The sequence below is a fragment of the Glutamicibacter sp. BW77 genome (genome assembly GCF_002332285.1).
GTDB classification, from domain to species: Bacteria; Actinomycetota; Actinomycetes; order Actinomycetales; family Micrococcaceae; genus Glutamicibacter; species Glutamicibacter bergerei.
Genome location: NZ_NRGT01000025.1, coordinates 1 through 16,790, shown reverse-complemented (window position 1 = coordinate 16,790; position 16,790 = coordinate 1). Strand labels below are relative to the sequence as shown.

Annotated in this window: 16 protein-coding genes; 8 read left to right on the top strand and 8 right to left on the bottom strand. The window is 55.5% G+C overall.

All coding sequences use genetic code 11. The features are described from left to right. Positions 1–26 precede the first annotated feature (26 nt). A complete protein-coding gene (locus CIK74_RS02530; protein WP_096254211.1) occupies positions 27–1,307 on the bottom strand; it encodes a dicarboxylate/amino acid:cation symporter in 1,281 nt (426 codons plus the stop codon). Positions 1,308–1,633: 326 nt separating this feature from the next. On the opposite strand from CIK74_RS02530, the gene CIK74_RS02525 reads away from it, so the two are divergent. Together CIK74_RS02525 and CIK74_RS02520 are read left to right on the top strand one after the other, a co-directional pair. Next, positions 1,634–3,898: an excinuclease ABC subunit UvrA gene (locus CIK74_RS02525; protein ID WP_096254210.1), complete on the top strand. Its 2,265-nt coding sequence runs from the start codon at positions 1,634–1,636 to the stop codon at positions 3,896–3,898. Then, positions 3,898–4,374: a GNAT family N-acetyltransferase gene (locus tag CIK74_RS02520; protein ID WP_096254209.1), complete on the top strand. Its 477-nt coding sequence runs from the start codon at positions 3,898–3,900 to the stop codon at positions 4,372–4,374. Before CIK74_RS02525 ends, CIK74_RS02520 begins: the two co-directional genes overlap by 1 nt. Here the strand turns inward: CIK74_RS02520 and CIK74_RS02515 are convergent. The 4 genes from CIK74_RS02515 to CIK74_RS02500 all read right to left on the bottom strand — a co-directional run bounded on the left by CIK74_RS02515 (position 4,371) and on the right by CIK74_RS02500 (position 7,200). Further along, a complete protein-coding gene (locus CIK74_RS02515; RefSeq protein WP_096254208.1) occupies positions 4,371–4,901 on the bottom strand; it encodes a hypothetical protein in 531 nt (176 codons plus the stop codon). The genes CIK74_RS02520 and CIK74_RS02515 overlap by 4 nt on opposite strands. A gap of 193 nt (positions 4,902–5,094) precedes the next feature. Beyond that, entirely contained in the window at positions 5,095–5,523 is a 429-nt protein-coding gene (locus tag CIK74_RS02510) for a DUF4190 domain-containing protein (RefSeq protein WP_096254207.1), read from the bottom strand. Between the two features lie 237 nt (positions 5,524–5,760). Next, positions 5,761–6,771: an NADP-dependent oxidoreductase gene (locus tag CIK74_RS02505; protein WP_096254206.1), complete on the bottom strand. Its 1,011-nt coding sequence runs from the start codon at positions 6,769–6,771 to the stop codon at positions 5,761–5,763. A 42-nt stretch (positions 6,772–6,813) separates the two neighbouring features. After that, positions 6,814–7,200 carry a DUF1304 domain-containing protein gene (locus tag CIK74_RS02500; RefSeq protein WP_096254205.1) on the bottom strand — a complete coding sequence of 129 codons (387 nt, stop codon included), beginning with the start codon at positions 7,198–7,200 and terminating at the stop codon, positions 6,814–6,816. A 97-nt stretch (positions 7,201–7,297) separates the two neighbouring features. On the opposite strand from CIK74_RS02500, the gene CIK74_RS02495 reads away from it, so the two are divergent. Next, entirely contained in the window at positions 7,298–7,876 is a 579-nt protein-coding gene (locus CIK74_RS02495) for a TetR/AcrR family transcriptional regulator (RefSeq protein WP_096254204.1), read from the top strand. 716 nt (positions 7,877–8,592) lie between these two features. Here CIK74_RS02495 and gndA read toward each other — a convergent pair. After that, the gene (gndA, locus tag CIK74_RS02485; protein ID WP_096254202.1) at positions 8,593–10,032 is read right to left on the bottom strand and encodes an NADP-dependent phosphogluconate dehydrogenase; all 1,440 of its coding nucleotides are present in this window, start codon (positions 10,030–10,032) and stop codon (positions 8,593–8,595) included. A gap of 207 nt (positions 10,033–10,239) precedes the next feature. Here gndA and CIK74_RS02480 point away from each other — a divergent pair, with 207 nt between their 5' ends. The 4 genes from CIK74_RS02480 (at position 10,240) to CIK74_RS02465 (ending at position 14,128) form a co-directional block, all read left to right on the top strand. Beyond that, positions 10,240–10,971, top strand: coding sequence for an FCD domain-containing protein (locus CIK74_RS02480; RefSeq protein WP_096254201.1), 732 nt, complete (start codon positions 10,240–10,242; stop codon positions 10,969–10,971). A gap of 381 nt (positions 10,972–11,352) precedes the next feature. Then, entirely contained in the window at positions 11,353–12,090 is a 738-nt protein-coding gene (locus tag CIK74_RS02475; protein ID WP_096254200.1) for a DUF5058 family protein, read from the top strand. A gap of 27 nt (positions 12,091–12,117) precedes the next feature. Next, positions 12,118–12,864: a hypothetical protein gene (locus tag CIK74_RS02470; RefSeq protein WP_096254199.1), complete on the top strand. Its 747-nt coding sequence runs from the start codon at positions 12,118–12,120 to the stop codon at positions 12,862–12,864. A gap of 37 nt (positions 12,865–12,901) precedes the next feature. After that, positions 12,902–14,128 carry an amidohydrolase gene (locus CIK74_RS02465; protein WP_096254198.1) on the top strand — a complete coding sequence of 409 codons (1,227 nt, stop codon included), beginning with the start codon at positions 12,902–12,904 and terminating at the stop codon, positions 14,126–14,128. A 54-nt stretch (positions 14,129–14,182) separates the two neighbouring features. Here the strand turns inward: CIK74_RS02465 and CIK74_RS02460 are convergent, their stop codons facing one another. Together CIK74_RS02460 and CIK74_RS02455 are read right to left on the bottom strand one after the other, a co-directional pair. Next, a complete protein-coding gene (locus tag CIK74_RS02460; protein WP_096254197.1) occupies positions 14,183–15,598 on the bottom strand; it encodes a GntP family permease in 1,416 nt (471 codons plus the stop codon). A gap of 33 nt (positions 15,599–15,631) precedes the next feature. After that, positions 15,632–16,141, bottom strand: a complete 510-nt coding sequence (locus tag CIK74_RS02455; RefSeq protein ID WP_096254196.1) for a gluconokinase — start codon at positions 16,139–16,141, stop codon at positions 15,632–15,634. A 320-nt stretch (positions 16,142–16,461) separates the two neighbouring features. Between CIK74_RS02455 and CIK74_RS02450 the strand changes: the two genes are divergently transcribed. After that, a complete protein-coding gene (locus CIK74_RS02450; protein ID WP_096254195.1) occupies positions 16,462–16,722 on the top strand; it encodes a GlsB/YeaQ/YmgE family stress response membrane protein in 261 nt (86 codons plus the stop codon). Positions 16,723–16,790 lie beyond the last annotated feature (68 nt).

Below are 16,790 nucleotides of genomic sequence, written 5' to 3'. Positions count from 1 at the left end.
GTAGTGCCACGCTTTTAATTTTCGAACTAGTTGGCTAGGTTGTGCTCGTCGTTCTCGCCTGCAAGAACTTCAACATGCTCATCTTCAGGGTCCTGGGCCTGAGCGCCCAGCTTGCCGTGAGTGAGCTTGTTCATGATCATTGCAATCGCGCCGTCGCCGGTCACGTTGGTTGCGGTACCGAAGCTATCCAGCGCAATGTACGCGGCGAACATGAGGCCCACCTCGACCTCGCCGAAGCCAAGCATCTGCACCAGCAGACCAGCGGCCGCTGCAATGGCTCCACCTGGAACACCAGGAGCTGCGATCATCATGACGCCGAGCATCAAGATGAATGGTAAGTACGCGCCGAAGCTGATGTCTCCGCCGGTGAGCATCAATACTGCGATCGAGAAGCAGGTAATCTTCACCATCGAACCGGACAGGTGAATAGTGGCGCACAATGGCACCACAAAGCCTGCCACCGAATCAGAAACACCGTTCTTCTTGGCCGAGGCCAGGGTGACCGGGATGGTCGCCGCCGAGGAAGAGGTACCCAGCGCGGTGAAGTACGCGTCGCGCATGCCCCACAGTGCCTTCAGTGGGTTACGGCCGGACATGGTGCCTGCGATGGTGTACTGAATCAGCAGAACGACCAGGGTCAGAGCGAAGGCGACTACTGCAACCAACAGGAACTTGGTGACCACGGTGATTGCTGAACCACTGGCCGACAAGTCAAGGAAGATGCCGAAGATGAACAGTGGCAACGCTGGCACGATGATGCGGCGGATGACCATTTCGATGATGGTGCGGAACTCGACCGCTCCACGGAATAGCACGGTGCTGCGGAACGCGGTGAGGCCAATGCCGATTACGAAGGCCAGAATCAGTGCGCTCATCACACCAATGACTGGTTCAAGCACAATCTCGGTGGCACCGTCGCCTGCGGAGGTTACCAAGGAGACGAATGGTTCAAAACCGGATCCTTCACCTTCACCAATTTCTTCAACACCGCCGCCGGTTAGCGAGGCGGTGAAGAGCCAGCGGCTGACAAAATATGCCAGCAGGCCAGCCAAGACGGTCGAGCCGTAAGCGATCAGTGCGGTCACACCCAGCCATTTACCTGCACCCTTGCCCAATTCGGCAATTGCCGGCATGACCAAGCCAAGGATGATCAGCGGAACGATGAAGCTCAGGAACCCCGAGAAAATCGAGTTGTAGGTCAGGAAGACGCTACCGAGCCCCACCGGCATGACTGGGCCGAGCAAGATGCCGAGAATAATGGCAACGACGATCCACCCCAACAGAGGGATCTTTTTCAAAACGTTCATGTTCTTCCTTCAGAATGACGAGTGATGAGCGCTGTGCGAGAGATCGCACGACCCTATGGCCTACGGCACGCCTTCATAAGCGTAAGGGCTCAAAGACCGTTCACAGAAATCTGTGGGTTGACTTATGGATGCCAGGGCACACTTCATTGCGAACTTGTACCTTTTGTCCACGGTTTATCGGGTCTGCCGGACGTTCTGCAGGGATCTCACGGTTAAGCACCGGTTAAACGCTAACGCGACTAGCCGGAAACACTCTGCTCGTGACATTCTCCGCGTCATATTGTTCACGGCGAGCGCGTCCTTTGGTGCTGGGTAGGATTTAGCCTATGAGCCAACATCCTGCAGATAGCCATGACATGATCCACGTCCGCAAAGCGCGGGAAAATAATCTCCGCGAGGTGGACGCGGATATTCCTAAGCGACGGATCACCGCTTTCACTGGAGTATCTGGCTCGGGCAAGTCCTCACTGGTCTTTGGCACCATCGCCGCCGAGTCCCAACGGCTCATCAACGAAACCTATACGGCGTTTGTACAATCCTTCATGCCATCTATGCCGCGTCCCGATGTTGAGGTGCTAGATAACCTGTCGGCCGCGATAGTGGTGGACCAAGAACGTATGGGCGCGAATTCACGATCCACCGTAGGCACCGCCACAGACGCCTACTCGCTGCTACGCGTGCTCTACTCACGCTATTCAAGCCCGACTGCTGGCGGCGCTGGCGCTTACTCCTTCAATTTAGGCGAGGGCGCGTGTAGTGCCTGCGAAGGTTTTGGTACCGAGGCAAGTATCGATCTTGATGAACTGTTGGACTGGGACAAAACCCTGAACGAGGGAGCCATCAAGGCCCCAAACTTTGCTCCGGATGCTTGGCTCTGGCAAACCCTCACCGCCGGTACCGAACCAGATCTGGATCTCAAGCTCAAGGAGATGCCCCAAGAGATGTTGGACCGGATGCTCTATGCACCATTGGGCAAGGTGAAACTCAACGGCGCGAATATGAGCTATTCGGGGTTGATTACCCGCATCAAAACCAGCTACATCCACTCAGGTAAGGAAATCAAACAAGCACATATCCGCGATTGGATCGCCCGCATTTCCACCACCGCGCCGTGCACGGTCTGTGCCGGTTCACGTTTGAGCGAGAAGGCTCGCGCCTCAAAAATTGCTGGCCTGGGTATCGCACAACTGACAGCCATGCAGGTCACCGACCTTGTGGAGTTCCTAGACACGCTGGGCATTGTTGACGCGGCTCCGCTACTTGGAAACCTGCGCACCATCTTGGCATCCCTGGTGCAGATTGGGCTTGGTTATCTCTCCTTGGATCGACCGGCCGGGACTATCTCTGGTGGAGAAGCACAACGGGTCAAGATGATCCGGCACCTAGGTAGTGCGCTGTCCGATGTCACCTATGTTTTTGATGAACCCACCGTGGGACTTCACCCCCACGACATTCAACGCATGAATCACTTGTTAGAAGACCTACGCGATAAGGGCAACACCGTACTAGTAGTTGAGCACAAGCCCGAGGTGATCAAGATTGCCGATCACGTGATTGATCTAGGACCAGGCGCCAGAATACATGGCGGCACGGTCACCTACGCCGGAGATCTTCAGGGACTCTTAGCCAGCGATACGGTGACCGGACGACACTTCTCGGCCCGAGTTCCCTTCAAGTCGGCAGTACGCCCGGGTAAAGAACCCTTGCAGATCCGCGGGGCAAACACGCACAACCTGAAAAACGTTGACGTGGATATTCCGCGCGGAGTACTTTGCGCGATTACCGGAGTGGCAGGTTCGGGTAAGTCCACACTCATCCACAGCACCATCTCCAAACGCGAAGACGTTGCGGTGGTGGACCAATCAGCTATTCGTGGCTCCCGGCGCAGCAACCCAGCCACCTACACCTCGATCCTTGACCCTATCCGCGCGGCCTTCGCCAAGGCCAATGGGGTCAAGCCAGCACTTTTCAGCGCCAACTCTGAGGGAGCCTGCCCAAACTGTAACGGCGTGGGGTTCACCTATACGGATCTGGCCACCATGGCAGGGGTGCAAATGCGCTGTGAACTCTGTGAGGGAAAGCGCTACACCGCGCAGGTACTTGAATACCGTTTGGACGGGTTGAACATCGCCGAGGTCCTCGACCTGAGTATCGAAGAAGCATTCGAACAGCTGAACATCCCAAAAGCAAAGACCACCTTAGAACGCTTAAATCAGGTGGGGCTTGGCTACATCAAGCTCGGACAACCGCTGAACACGCTCTCCGGTGGCGAACGACAACGCCTGAAATTAGCCATCAACCTAGGCAAAGGCCACGGAACCTACGTACTAGACGAGCCAACTACAGGACTACACATGGCAGATGTGGACCGGCTCTTGGGACTATTAGATGAAATGGTGGACGAGGGAAACACCGTGATCGTCATCGAACACCACCTAGCGGTCGTTGCCCATGCAGACTGGGTGATCGATTTGGGTCCCGGAGCCGGCCACGACGGCGGAACCATCGTATTCGAAGGAACCCCGGAACAACTGGCAACCTCGGGCACGCTCACCGGTCAACACCTCGCCGAGTACACCGTAGGCAAGTAATGGACTATGAGCTTCGCGCGCCCTTACTGGAAGATACAGCTGCGCTCGCCGAGCTGCATGTGCACTGTTGGAAAGAGACCTATTCCAAACAACTGCCAGAAGACTACTTCACCGATGACCATATGGTCGCACGGCGCCAGTTGTGGGAACGACTCGCACAAGACGAGGACCACAACTTACGGCGCGTCGTAGCCGTTGGCTCCAAAGGATTTCTCGGCTTTGCGCTCGCCGGAAGAAATCCGGGGAGCGAACTGCAGTTATATAGCCTGTATGTAGCTAGCGCGAACCACGGCACCGGGCTCGGCCAGGAGCTATTCACCGCGGTTCTAGGACAGCAACCGGCTTCGCTGTGGGTAGCCAAAGACAATCCTCGAGCCATCGCGTTTTATCGGCGCAACGGCTTTGAATTTGATGGAGCTCAAAAGGTAGACCCGAAAACGTCGAGGTTAATCGAGTTACGAATGTTTCGCACTTAGCCAGCGGTGAGCAGCTTGAGGATTTCTGGGTCGCCCTCACGTCCGAGCTTCGCATCAATCTTTAGCACCAGCTGTGCCTGGCGCAGCAACGTGTCGTATTCAGGGCGCACTTCCGGGTTCAGGCGGATCCCCATGGAACTGAGTCGCTTGGATTGGGACAGTGCGAGATCTTTGACAATACCGTGAATCATCAACAGGTCCTCGGGTTGCACGCTCCAGCGCATCTTGTTGATCCGTTGCCACTCTCGTTGCTGGGTCTCATCCAGACCCTCGGGCATTTCGCCTTGTGCCTGGAGATGGTCGAGCATGGTTGTGCCCAGATTTTGTTCTCTGGTGTTGTCGGCCAGGCAGTGGTCTATGGCGTTCTGAACGCGTGCCCACCACTGCCCGGCACTATCAACTTTGGTACGGAACTGCAGGGTTCTGACCGCCACATAGGCACCTATGACTGCAACTACAACGGTCAGCAACGGGGCCAGCCATAAGAGCCAGGCCAACGCAGAAGAACTCGATTCGTATCCGTTCATGAGCCGATTCTAGCTCGGCGACCTTTCGTCCAGGTATCGAACGGGTTTGGGATCTTGGAAGGTACTCAATCCCAACACCCGCTGCAATTGATGAGAAAAGTCCGCGCCCCAGTTTCGCCCCAAACCTATGGTTCAAGGCTCGAAGATGGGGCGCCGACTTTTGCCACTGGGGTTAACCAGTAATCAGTGCTTGCTAAGAAACGACGGCCTGTGCATGAGCGACAACCACTCCTAGGATCAGGAGGAGCCATAACGCAAGCCAGACATAACCAATAATCAGACCCGCTAACGCCATTCCGCGCCCCGGTTGCCCGGTTCGTTGGATTTGGTTCAGCGCAACATGCCCAAAAATAATGCCAAAGAGACCGGTGAGGATCCCTAAGACAAGAGCTAGGATGGCGAAAACATTCGTCTCAAGTTGAGTATTTCGTTGAAAAAGCGGCTGTCCGTCCACCGAGTACCCGACCTGGGGTCCGGGTACTGGCTGACCGTTGGCCCCAACCTGTGTTGTGTTTCGGGCCGAGGATTTTGAACCGAGCACAACCACAACAATAATGATTGCCACAATTAGCGCAGCTACGACGAGCAACACCAACAAATGCCAGCCTTGTATCCCAACCATAGAGACTCCCTCTTCGAATGTTGCTTGTCCAATCAGTCTTGTCTACAAAATTCTATTAGACAAGAGCTGATATGGGCAAACAATTATTCTTATGCTGTTTTCAAGGCATAAGTTTCCTCAACTTTTCGGCGTCACGGGCCGATATTTACAGTCAGCAAAGATTGAAGATCTGGCATTTTAATGGCCGGGATATCTAAACAACGCCAGCGAAGTTCTCAACATGCACTGCGCTAACAACTAGATGCGCACGAGCATCTTGCCGGTGTTTGCACCCTGCATCATATTCAGGAACGCCTCCACCGTATTCTCGATGCCGTCAACAATGGTCTCGTCGTAAGCGATCTTGCCCGAGGCAAACCATTCACCCATCTTCGCACCAAACTCTTCGGACAGGTGAAGGTAGCTGGAGAGGGTAAAGCCCTGAAGCTTCAACCCACGGGTGATCAGGTTAGCCATATTGTCAGGCCCAGCTAACTTTTGTGTGGAGTTGTATCCGGAGATCGCACCGCATAGTGCTGCACGTCCACCGTTGTTGAAGGAGGCCAAGGCTGCCTCTAGGTGTTCGCCGCCTACGTTATCGAAGAATACGTCGATACCCTCAGGAGCCGCTGCAGCCAATTGGCCGCGCACATCGCCGTCTTTGTAGTTGAACGCTGCGTCGTACCCGTATTTGCTGGTGAGCAGTTCTACCTTTTCGGCACTACCTGCCGAACCGATAACACGCTTGGCACCGAGCAACTTGGCAATCTGGCCAGCAGCCGTACCCACCGCTCCGGCCGCACCGGAAATAAAGACCGTGTCTCCTGGTTTCATCGAAGCAATCTGTGTCAGACCCACATACGCGGTCAGCCCGGTCATGCCCAGGATGTGCAATCTTAAGGACAACGGCATTCCCGGAACTTCTGGAATCTGATTAAAAGTAGTTGCATCATCTTGGATGGTGTCAGACCAGCCGTGCTGGTGGAGTACCACGGCGCCTACAGGTAACTCATCCGATGCCGATTCTACGACGCGTCCGACTGCGCCACCGGTGATTGGTCCACCAATTTCGTAGGGTGCTACATAGGATCGAGCAGCACTCATTCGTCCACGCATGTAGGGATCAACGGAGATGAACTCGTTTTTTACTCGTACTTGCCCGGCTTCTAGTGGACCGTAGCTGGTGGTCGTTACGTCGAAGTTTTCGGCGGTTGGCCATCCGGTGGGACGGCTAGCAAGCTGAATCTGGGTACTGGTGAATTCACTCATGGTAATGAGCACCTTTCTTAGTTTTGCTTCTGGAACGAAAAATTAGTTGCTCAGGCCAATGATCATGAAGACCACCGCTAACAACGGGAAAACGCCTTGTTTTAGTGCCGCTGATTTTTTATCCGGGCTGGACAAGAGCAGTACGGTGGCGGCTAGCAACATGGAACCGGCCCCGGTGAGCAGGAGGGTGGCGCCGATGGCCGGCTGTCCGAGGAAGTGAAACACCACGCCGAGTGCTACCGCGATACCGAGGAACAGGTTGTAGAAACCTTGGTTGAAGGCTAATTCCTTGGTGGCTTTGGCTTCCGCTTCGGTGGTTCCAAATGTGGCACGCGCCCGCGGGGTGGTCCACCACATGGATTCCATCAGGAAAATGTATACGTGAATTAGTGCTGCTAAGACACCGAACACGAGTGCGGTAATGATCATGCCATCTCCTGAGTAATGTTTCTCGAGCCACGTCGTTTTGTAATGACCATTTCAATATATACTGGAATGGTCGTTACCGAAAGAGGGAGGTTATGTGATGGCAAGAACACTAGCTTTTGATCGGGCACACGTCATCAATGGTGCACGTACGGTTTTTTGGTCCAAGGGATTCGAGGCCTCTTCCATCCCGGAACTTGAAGATGCTACGGGACTGAGCCGTTCAAGCATCTATAACTCTTTTGGTTCGAAGCGCGGACTCTTTGATGCAGCGGTAGAGAGCTATCTCGAAGAAATCGTCCGGCCACGGCTGCGGCCGCTATTAGCTGCCCCGGTCAAGCCCGCTGCGGTTAGCGAGTATCTCTCGGGACTCGCCGAAGCCTTTGAACGCACCGAATCCTTACCTGCGAATCACGGTTGTCTTTTGATCAATACGGCCAACGCACCAATTTCCGAGGACCCTGAGGTAGCGCGGATTATTGGCGAATACCGGGCCGAACTCCAGTCGGCGTTACATCGCGGAATTATCGCGGCCCGGCCAGCAGTAGATGCTGTGCAAACGCAAATGCTAGCCACGGCCGTTACCGGTCTCGTGGTAGCTTCGTTCACTTTAGTGCGTATCGCACCGAGTGAAGCTGTGCAGCTATTGCATACGGCGCAGTTGCTACTTGATCAGTAAGACCGACGATAGAGCAGATAGACATCAGCCAATGCGCAGGCAGCCAAATTTCCCCGAATATTCACGGCTCGCGTTTACGCTACCTAGGATCCGACGCATATAAGCTCAGCTTTTAGTTCCCTGAATTGGGGTACGCGTTACGGCGACGACAGGACAAGCTCAAATGCATGAATATCTAAACCAGCCACTGTCTTTTTGGATACTGTACGGCATCTTGCTCGTTGGTCTGTGCGCCGCAGGGATGTTCCTGTTGATACGATCCAGGCTAAACAGAAACGGTCAGCTACTCGCCGGATCCGCCGTTTTACTATTTGCACTTTCGTTTGCCATCCTGCTTTACCCGGTGCAACTCGATGGAGCCTCGTGCGGAATCGGGGCCGGCGCGACCGGATGGAGCGAGGATGACCTCCAACCCTGGTTGGGCGCTACGGATGCCGAGATGCAAGATTTCGGAAGTTGCAGGGCAGCTCAATGGAGGTTTTTTGCCATAGGACTCTCGGTGTATGGCATGGGAATTGTTGCCATGTTTACCCCGTTAATTCCCCGGTTTAGGGCTCATTCAATTTCCAGTCAGTGACCTGACCCGCACCGCACAACGATGTACCTTGAGGCACCTGTGCGTCATGCGCAACGTAGAAATCCCAGAACCCGGTGGTTAAAGACAAAGCCCGCAGGCTCTTAGTTGAGCCTGCGGGCATTTGAATAGCTTGCGAAGACTAGTGGGTGTCCACTGCTTCGATCTCGGTGCGGTCACCGCTCCACTGAGTGTGGAAGGTGCCTTCCTTATCGGTGCGACGGTAGGTGTGTGCACCGAAGAAGTCACGCAGGCCCTGAGTCAGGGCGGCTGGCAGACGGTCGCGGCGCAGGCCATCGTAGTAAGCCAGCGATGAGGAGAACAGTGGCGCTGGGATACCCAGCTGTACTGCAACCGACACTACGCGGCGCCAAGCCGGAACGGCCTTAGCAATCGCCTCGGAGAAGGCTGGTGCGAAGAGTAGGTTGACCGGCTTCTCATCTGCCGAGTAAGCAGCGGTGATGTCCTTGAGCAGTGCCGCACGAATAATGCAGCCTTCGCGCCAGAGACCGGCAATTTCGTCCAGCTTCAGATCCCAGTTGTATTCACCGGCAGCGGAGGTCAGCATGTCGATGCCCTGCGCGTAGGAGACCAGCTTGGAAGCGAATAGTGCCTGGCGCACATCTTCAATGAAGTTCTCCGGCAGGGTCACCTCGGTAGTCTGTGCTGCCAGAACCTGCTGGCCGACGGCGCGAATGTCGCGCTGGCTGGACAGTGAACGAGCGAAGACCGACTCGGCGATGGCCGAAACAGGTGAACCCATATCCAGACCGGACTGCACGGTCCAACGACCGGTGCCCTTCTGGCCAGCGGAGTCCTGGATGACGTCTACCAGTGGTTTGCCGGTGGAAGCATCAGTGTGGCCGAGTACCTCTGCGGTGATTTCAATCAGGAAACTGGACAGTTCGCCCTTGTTCCAGTCTGCGAAAATCTCGGCCTGCTTTGCTGGCTCGATGCCTGCCGCGTGGCGCATCAGGTCGAAAGCTTCGCCGATGACCTGCATGTCGGCATATTCGATGCCGTTGTGGACCATCTTTACGAAGTGGCCGGCACCATCGGTGGAAATCCATGCGCAGCATGGGGCTCCGTCGTCAGCCTTAGCTGAAATCTTTTCCAGCATTGGGCCTAGCGACTTGTAGGACTCTGCTGAGCCACCTGGCATGATCGATGGGCCAAGTAGTGCGCCCTCTTCGCCACCGGAAACGCCGATGCCAACAAAGTGCAGACCCTTTTCGGTCAGTGCAGCTTCGCGGCGACGGGTGTCGGTGTAGTGCGAGTTGCCGCCGTCAATGACGACGTCGCCCTCTTCGAGCAATGGCACCAGCTGATCGATGACCGAATCGACCGGACCGCCAGCCTTCACCATGATCAGGACGCGACGCGGAGTTTCAAGATTTGCAACGAGCTCTTCGAGCGATTCGGTGCGGATGAAGTCACCTTCATCGCCGTGTGCCGCAAGCAATGCGTCGGTCTTTTCGATCGAACGGTTATGCAGGGCGACGGTGTATCCGTTGCGGGCGAAGTTACGGGCGAGGTTAGCGCCCATCACGGCCAGACCTGTGACACCAATCTGTGCAGGCATAAAAATAAGTCTCCATCAGTTACCGGGGAGTTGTACCGTTTTTGGAAACCGGGAACTCACGGCCTCCATCACGGCCATGTGACGTTTACTAGTCTACGCGCGCAGACCCACCGATTCCCAGACCTAAGCGAGGTTTAAAGCATATTTATTTCTCGTCCTCGTGGTGCCCGAGCAACGTGACCAGCAGTTATTGGCTAAACTAGCGCCATGGCAACTAGTCTCCACGCTCATGTGGTTGAGCATCTCGGATCGCGCATCGTCGGCGGTTTCATCCCCCGCGGGTCCATCGTTCTCGCCGCAGATCTAGAGCAAAAGCTTCAGGTCTCACGTTCCGTGATCCGTGAGGCGGTACGTGTTCTTGCGCAATGTGGCCTAGTCACCAGCACCAAACGCGTAGGCATTCGAGTGTTGGGTCCCGAAAAGTGGAACCCATATGACGAGAACGTGATCCGTTGGCGCCTAGCTAGTGATCAGAAGGGCGCACAGTTACGTTCGCTGACCGAACTACGCATTTCAGTGGAGCCGATGGCCGCCGAATTAGCCGCCGAGGTAGCACCCGAAGCGATGCGTAAAGAGCTGATGCTGATCTCGGCCCAAATGAATCATTACGGCCGACAAGGTGACCTGCGTCGTTTCCTGGAACTGGATATCCGCTTTCACGCGTTGGTGCTTGCAGCCTCCGGTAATGAAATGTTCGCCAACCTTGCCACACCCATTGCCGCGATTCTGCGCGGACGCACGGAACTTGGGCTGATGCCAGAACGTCCTCATGAGGAAGCTCTGGCATGGCATCAGTCGGTCGCCGACAACATCTCAAATATGGACGCGCAGGGAGCACGACGCAATATGGAAAGCATTATGCGCCGCACCCACAATGAAATCTGTAGCCTCTGGGAAGGTGCTCCACGAGTATTTGTGGATCCCATCGCGAAAAAATAGACTGACCCGGCAACCCTTCTCAATAGAGTTATCACTGACGAGCACCTTTATTCGCTAGTCAGATACTCATAAGAGATTCTTTCCTTTCGCTAAGTTGCGCCCAAAAACTATTTTCGTTCCGCCCCACCTCACGTATGGTGGGTGGCACGCGAGAAAACAACGCGAACAACTAAATAGTCTTCCGAACACTCGTAACCGGTATTCCCCGGAACTTCCTCGGTGCTTTCCGAACCGGTTGCGTATGGAAACCCAGGGGCGCGCTAGCCGGGTCTACAACTCCCCAACGCAAGGTGCCATGTGTTGTGCACGCGGGCACTTGAACTGGTTTCGCATGGACTTTCTTCTAAGGCCCAAAACCACGTGCCGAAGGGTAGAGAGTCCATGTATCTCGCAGCAGCGGTGGACAATAATTCCACAGACATTCTCGCCGTAGCCAATTCACCGTTCCTCTGGGCCTGCGCCATCGGAGTATTCCCGGTCATCATCATCCATAGCGTGATCTATATGAAGGCCGCGCAGATCGCCGCGCCGCATATAGGCATGACTCATCAGGAGATCAAAACCAGCTGCCGTGCCGGCGCAATTTCGGCCTTGGGCCCCTCGCTAGCAGTGGTCATGGTCGCCGTCGCATTGCTGACCGTCTTTGGCACCCCCGCGGTGCTGGTCCGTATCGGACTGATTGGTTCGGTCTCCTACGAAACGGCCGCCGCAGCGATTGCTGCGAATTCTGCCGGCGCCGAACTTGGCGGACCCACTTATACCCAGGCAGACTTCGGATTAGCCCTCGCCGCGATGACTCTAGGCGGTGCCATGTGGATGATTGCCACACTGATTCTCACTCCCCTACTCAAGCGAGGTGATTCAGCGTTGCGTAAGGTCAACCCGGCCATCATGCTGGTGGTTCCCGGTGCGACAATGGTTGGAGCTTTTATGGTGCTGGGACTCGGTGAGCTGCCCAGATCCTGGATCCATGTTATTGCCTTCGGATCCTCTGCGCTGATCATGACAGTACTCATGATTATCGCCAAACGTGTAGACCGGCCTTGGATTAAAGAATGGGCCCTAGGTATCGCGATCATCTTGTCGCTAGTCATCACCCACCTGGCCACCCGAGCCTAAGTCACCTACGGATTTAAGGAGTGCGCCATGCCAGAGTCAACTCAAATCCACGATGCGCTCGGAGCCTTCGACAAGACCACCTCACACTGGGGCCGAATCACCATGATTATTGGCCTGTTTTTCTCGCTCGCGGCCCCGGCCTACCTAGTCTTCTTTTCCGGACTGGACATTGAACTATCCGGAATCTTCGCGGCCTTCGCCGCGCTAGCAGCGGTGTTCGGGGTGATCTGGATTGTCGAACCGCTGACCTACTACCCCATCTTGGGAGCCTCCTCGATGTATCAGGCGTTCATGATTGGCAACATTTCCAACAAGCTTCTGCCCGCAGCAATGATCGCCCAGTCGACCATCGGAGTGAAGCCCGGCACGCGCAAGGGTGAGCTCGCCTCCGTAGCGGCCATCTGTGGTGCTGCCGCAGTGCACCTGACCTCGTTATTCATCTTTGTCGGTCTACTCGGCACCTGGTTGGTCAGTGTGATCCCCGCCGATATCGTCCAAACCGTGCAGCTTTACATCCTGCCCACGGTAATGGGCGCCGTGCTTATTCAGGCAATCGTTTCGCAGAAATCTCCGCGGGCGGCGGTCATCGCATTGGTGGTTTCGCTCATCGTGGTCTTTGTACTTTCTCCGCTCTCACCGAAAATGGCATTATTCTCCACCGCGATTGCAGTGATTTCCACCGCCGTGCTGGCCTGGGTGCTACGCGACCGTCAAAAGACGGATGTGGCCGAAAGAGCCGAGGAAGAAACCCCGCCCGAGGGTCCCGTCTACTAAATCTCAACCCAGCCGAGCCGGAAGGTACACACAGATAATGAGCAAGCTTCCAGAATCATTGACCATGACCGAGGCGATGGCCGCCGATCTGCAGAAATCCTACAAGCATTTACACGCTCATCCCGAGCTTTCTATGCAAGAAAATCAGACTGCAGATTATCTCGCCGGGCGTCTGGAGGCCCTAGGCCTTGAGGTATTTCGTTGCGGCGGCACCGGAGTGGTCGGCGTCCTGCGCAACGGGGATGGTCCGGTGATCGGATTTCGCGCCGACACCGACGGACTGCCGGTACTAGAAGACACCGGATTGGAATACGCCAGCAAGGACACCGGCCACCTCGAGGACGGCACCGAAGTTCCGGTGATGCACGCCTGCGGCCATGACACGCACATGGCCACCGCGTTAAAGACTGCCGAGCTCTATGCCCAAGGGACCGACGACTGGGCCGGAACCATCGTCTTCATCTTGCAGCCCGGTGAGGAAGTAGGTGCCGGCGCCAAGGCAATGGTCGAGGACGGACTGTGGCAGCAAGCCCCCAAGCCGGAAGTCATCTACGGCCAACACGTGATGAACGGGCTGGCCGGGACCGTGACCATTATGGAAGGTGCGGCGATGGCCACCGCCGATTCCTACCGTGTCACCGTGTACGGCCAAGGTTCACACGGTTCGAGCCCGGAGCATTCTATTGATCCGATTGTGCTTGGCGCGGCGATCGTGTTGCGACTGCAGACTATTGTTTCCCGGCAAGTGCCGCCGCAATCGGCGGCGGTCGTCACGATCGGTTCCTTCCATAGTGGGTTGAAGGAAAACGTGATCCCAGATCGGGCAGTCTTCACACTCAACGTGCGCACCTTTGAGCCTGAGGTCCGCGAGACCGTGCTCACCGCGATCCGGCGGATCATTATGATGGAGGCTGCGGCGTCCGGGGCACCGGAACCTCTAATCGAGGACTTATCGCATTTCCCTCCATTGCATAATGACCCGGGCGAGACCGCAGCGTTAACCGAACACTTCCGCGAGGAATTCGGCGCCGAGCAAGTCGGTCCTGGCCACCCGGTGATGGGCAGTGAAGACTTTGGTGCGTTGGCCTCGGCGATCGGGGCGCCTAGCGTGTTCTGGTTCTTCGGTGGCAATACCGCGCAGACTCTTGCCTCCGGCATACCACCGGCAAATCACTCACCGTTTTTTGCTCCGGTCATCGAGCCGACACTCAGCACCGGTGTACAGGCCGCGGTGTGTGCCTTGTATTCAAAGCTTCGAAAATAGGTACACAAAATCCCACAACGCCCGTGGGCGCTGTGGGATTTTTTGCAGTGATACTTAGGAAACCAACTTGGCAATGGCGTAGAGCACCATCACGCAAGCGAAACCGACCACCGAGACTAATGCCTGGCCAACGGTCCATACCCGCAACGTGGTGGGTACATCCATCTGGAAGAACCGTGAAATCAGCCAGAATCCCGAGTCGTTGACGTGGCTGGCGAAGACCGAACCGGCGGCCAAGGCAAGGACCATCGTGACGACTTCGAAGGAACTGAGCGATGTATCAGCCAGCACCGCAGGCTGAATAATCGCCGCAGCAGTGGTCAGTGCGACAGTTGCCGAACCCTGAGCCACGCGAACAACTGCGGCAATCAAGAAGCCAGCAACGATCAGTGGCAGACCGACGGATTCCAGCGAGGAGGCAATCGCGTCGCCAATTCCACTTGCTCGCAACACTCCACCGAACATGCCACCGGCACCGGTGATCAAAATGATCGAGCAAACTGGGCCCAACGCCGAATCGACGATGGTTTCGATCAGGGTCTTTTCCTTGCCCTTGCGGAATCCGAGCAGGTACATGCCCAACAGAACGGTGATGATCAGCGCCACCGGAGTTTCACCGATCAGACGCAACCACTGAACCCATGGGGCCTTCGGGTCAACAACCCCGGCCGAACCGAGCATGTTTAACCCGGTGTTCAGGAAGATCAATACCAGTGGCAACAGCAACAGGCTAAAGACCGTGCGTACCGACGGGGAAGATTTGAAGTGGTTCTTGTCCTGACCGTTACCTAGTGTGGCATTCAAAATATCCGGAACTGGAATGTCGAACTTCTTGCCCACAAACTTGCCGAAAAGGTGACCGGCGAAGTACCAGGTAGGAATCGCAACGAGTAGACCGAAGACCAGCACCAGACCGACGTTGGCGTTCAGCAGTCCCGCAGCAGCCACCGGGCCCGGGTGTGGTGGGACAAAGATGTGCATCGCGGAGAATGCGGTCGCGGCAGGAATACCGTAGAACAGCAACGAGCCGCCCAGTCGGCGAGCGACGGTGAAGATGATCGGCATCATGACTACCAAGCCGGCGTCAAAGAAGATCGGGAAACCGAACAACAACGAGGCTACAGACAGTGCCAGCGGTGCACGATCTTCACCGAATTTCTCGATTAACCAGTTTGTCAGCACTTCCGCGCCACCACTGGTTTCCAACATTCGTCCGAGCATCGCGCCCAGACCGACAAGTAGCGCGACACTGGCTAGTGTGCTGCCAAAGCCGGAGGTCATCGTGGTAATAATCGAGCCTGCCGGAATACCTGCAGCGATCGCGGTGAGCAAGCTGGTGAGCACCAACGCGACAAAAGCATGCACGCGGAAGCGGATAATCAGCAGCAGGAGCAGCGCAATAGCTGCCACCGCCACACCTAGTAACGCCGGGGTGCCCAGCGTCCAGTTCATTTCGAGCTCAGTTGTCATTGTCGTCCTTGATCAATGGAAGTAAGTAATTCGCTAGTGATTTAATGCTTCGAGAAGATCACTGACGATCTGTTCAGGGGTGTGTGCGACTTCTGCGAGCAGAACATGTTCGTCGCTGCTTGGTTCTTCCAGCGTCGCCAACTGGCTGGTGAGCAGTGAAGTCGGCATGAACTCGTGCTTGCGTGCCGCCATACGTTCGCCAATCAACTGCTTGCCACCGGTGAGGTGTACAAAGAGCGTGTCTGGTTCGTGACTGCGAATTAAGTCTCGGTAAGAGCGCTTGAGTGCCGAGCATGCAATGATGACCGGCGCTCCCGCCTTATTGCTGTCCGAAAGTTTTTCGCCAATGTTGTTCAGCCATGGTGTGCGGTCCGCATCATCCAAAGCGATCCCCGCCGCCATTTTAATGCGGTTTTCTTCTGGGTGCAGGGCATCGCCATCAATGAATTCCTGCTCCAATTTCTCGGCTAGCAGGGCACCGATGGTTGATTTACCGGAACCGGAAACTCCCATTACGATGATGGGCGTTTGGTTAGTCGTCATTTATCCACTCCGTCGTGCGCGAACCTAATATCAGCTTTTATTGAACCCTAGGTTCATAAAAGCAGATTTAAACAGCCTAGGACTGACACGCCACACTGTCAAGGAAACCAAAACGGGCAATTTGCCAAAATTTTCTAACGCCTTGTCAGCTACGGAATGCTCACATTTATGACGGAACATTCATCTTCAGGTTGAATCTTTCCTGAAAATTTCATTAAAAATCATGAAAACACGTGGAACTACTACTCAATGTCGAGTATTGTCACCATCAAGTAGGTCAAACCCGACCACTTCTGATAGCTAGACCATTGGAGAGAACCATGGGATTTATTGGATGGATCGTTCTGGGCTTGATTGCTGGCGCTATCGCGAAAGCAATTTTGCCAGGGAAGCAAGGCGGCGGCTGGATCGCAACTTTGGTCCTCGGCGTTATAGGTGCCCTCGTTGGTGGTTGGATCGGCCAAGCCGTCTTCAACGCCGATGTTGACAAGTTCTTTTCGCTGTCTAGCTGGTTGCTTGCCATTGGTGGCTCATTGATCGTTTTGGTTGTCTGGGGCTTCATCACCAAAAAGAGAGCTTAGTTGGTGAATGAGGTAAATATTCAGCCTCGATAACAACAAAGAGGATGGCCCGCGGTCCGGCATATGCC

What these genes read in the sequence shown, in the direction of transcription:
- CIK74_RS02530 (WP_096254211.1), bottom strand. Translation starts at nt 1,307, where the DNA reads ATGAACGTTTTGAAAAAGATCCCTCTGTTGGGGTGGATCGTCGTTGCC.
- CIK74_RS02525 (WP_096254210.1), top strand. Translation starts at nt 1,634, where the DNA reads ATGAGCCAACATCCTGCAGATAGCCATGACATGATCCACGTCCGCAAA.
- CIK74_RS02520 (WP_096254209.1), top strand. Translation starts at nt 3,898, where the DNA reads ATGGACTATGAGCTTCGCGCGCCCTTACTGGAAGATACAGCTGCGCTC.
- CIK74_RS02515 (WP_096254208.1), bottom strand. Translation starts at nt 4,901, where the DNA reads ATGAACGGATACGAATCGAGTTCTTCTGCGTTGGCCTGGCTCTTATGG.
- CIK74_RS02510 (WP_096254207.1), bottom strand. Translation starts at nt 5,523, where the DNA reads ATGGTTGGGATACAAGGCTGGCATTTGTTGGTGTTGCTCGTCGTAGCT.
- CIK74_RS02505 (WP_096254206.1), bottom strand. Translation starts at nt 6,771, where the DNA reads ATGAGTGAATTCACCAGTACCCAGATTCAGCTTGCTAGCCGTCCCACC.
- CIK74_RS02500 (WP_096254205.1), bottom strand. Translation starts at nt 7,200, where the DNA reads ATGATCATTACCGCACTCGTGTTCGGTGTCTTAGCAGCACTAATTCAC.
- CIK74_RS02495 (WP_096254204.1), top strand. Translation starts at nt 7,298, where the DNA reads ATGGCAAGAACACTAGCTTTTGATCGGGCACACGTCATCAATGGTGCA.
- gndA (WP_096254202.1), bottom strand. Translation starts at nt 10,032, where the DNA reads ATGCCTGCACAGATTGGTGTCACAGGTCTGGCCGTGATGGGCGCTAAC.
- CIK74_RS02480 (WP_096254201.1), top strand. Translation starts at nt 10,240, where the DNA reads ATGGCAACTAGTCTCCACGCTCATGTGGTTGAGCATCTCGGATCGCGC.
- CIK74_RS02475 (WP_096254200.1), top strand. Translation starts at nt 11,353, where the DNA reads ATGTATCTCGCAGCAGCGGTGGACAATAATTCCACAGACATTCTCGCC.
- CIK74_RS02470 (WP_096254199.1), top strand. Translation starts at nt 12,118, where the DNA reads ATGCCAGAGTCAACTCAAATCCACGATGCGCTCGGAGCCTTCGACAAG.
- CIK74_RS02465 (WP_096254198.1), top strand. Translation starts at nt 12,902, where the DNA reads ATGAGCAAGCTTCCAGAATCATTGACCATGACCGAGGCGATGGCCGCC.
- CIK74_RS02460 (WP_096254197.1), bottom strand. Translation starts at nt 15,598, where the DNA reads ATGACAACTGAGCTCGAAATGAACTGGACGCTGGGCACCCCGGCGTTA.
- CIK74_RS02455 (WP_096254196.1), bottom strand. Translation starts at nt 16,141, where the DNA reads ATGACGACTAACCAAACGCCCATCATCGTAATGGGAGTTTCCGGTTCC.
- CIK74_RS02450 (WP_096254195.1), top strand. Translation starts at nt 16,462, where the DNA reads ATGGGATTTATTGGATGGATCGTTCTGGGCTTGATTGCTGGCGCTATC.